The sequence below is a fragment of the Pseudomonas sp. ABFPK genome (assembly GCF_001586765.1).
In the GTDB taxonomy this organism is placed as follows: domain Bacteria; phylum Pseudomonadota; class Gammaproteobacteria; order Pseudomonadales; family Pseudomonadaceae; genus Aquipseudomonas; species Aquipseudomonas asiatica.
The window spans coordinates 1-1,186 of sequence record NZ_LQXW01000077.1 but is presented as its reverse complement, the minus strand read 5'-3'; the positions used below and the strand labels follow the sequence as shown (position 1 = coordinate 1,186).

Below are 1,186 nucleotides of genomic sequence, written 5' to 3'. Positions count from 1 at the left end.
GGATTCTCCGAACAAGTTACCCACCAGCCGCAAATGGACGGCTTGGAGATGCCGAAAACCCCGATTTTCAGCCGCTGATTATTGGAAAACCAAGGCATAGCCTTGGTTTTCTGCCCTCACGGGCGCACCTCTCCCGCAGCAGGCAATAATTGCCGGCGCACCATCCACAGATTCGACAGCGCGAACAGTGTGGTCAATTGCGCCGTATTCTTGGCCAGGCCACGGAAGCGGGTCTTCACATAACCGAACTGACGCTTGATCACCCGAAACGGATGTTCGACCTTCGCACGTACCTGGGCTTTGGCCTTCTCGATCTTGCGCCTGGCCTTGTACAGCGCACTGCGTTTGCTCAAATGCTTGTAGGTGCTGCGTCGCGCAGCGATCTGCCAGATCACTTGCCGACCGTCGTGCTCAGGCCGTTTCTCTACGCCGGTGTAACCGGCGTCAGCACAGACAACGTTCTCGCCACCGTGCAACAGATGGGCAACTTCCGTCACGTCAGCCACGTTGGCGGCTGTGCCATGGACATGATGTACCAGGCCCGATTCTGCGTCGGCTCCGATATGCGCTTTCATGCCGAAGAAGTACTGGTTGCCTTTCTTCGTCTGGTGCATTTCAGGATCGCGTTTGCCTTCCTTGTTCTTGGTCGAACTGGGTGCGTGGATGATAGTAGCGTCGACAATGGTGCCCTGGCGCAACGACAGGCCCTTGTCTCGCAGATAATTGTTTATGGTTTCCAAAATGCCCGCCGCCAACTGATGCTTCTCCAGCAGGTGCCGGAAGTTCATGATCGTCGTGTCTTCGGGGATCGGAGCGCTGAGCGTCAGACGAGCAAACTGGCGCATCGAAGTAATCTCGTACAGCGCCTCTTCCATGGCTGGATCACTCAACGAGAACCAGTTCTGCAACAGGTGAATGCGCAGCATGGTTTCCAGTGGATACGGCTTGCGGCCACCGCCAGCCTTAGGGTAATGCGGCTCGATCAACGCCACCAACCCGCTCCACGGCACCACCTGTTCCATCTCGGCCAGGAAACGCTCGCGACGGGTTTGCTTGCGCTTACCGGCGTACTCGAAATCGGAAAAGCTCATCTGGCTCATGGGATGGCGGGCTTGTAGAGGGCAGTTGGACGGAGGGCTATTTCAGCACAGGTCAGATGGCCTGTGCTGACTTGATCGGAGAATCC

The 1,186-nt window shown here is 57.0% G+C and carries 1 protein-coding gene; it reads right to left on the bottom strand.

The genetic code is table 11. The features are described from left to right. Positions 1-116: 116 nt before the first annotated feature. On the bottom strand, positions 117-1,100 hold the full coding sequence (locus WM94_RS26735; protein WP_061552510.1) for an IS5 family transposase: 984 nt from the start codon (positions 1,098-1,100) through the stop codon (positions 117-119). Between the last annotated feature and the right edge of the window lie 86 nt (positions 1,101-1,186).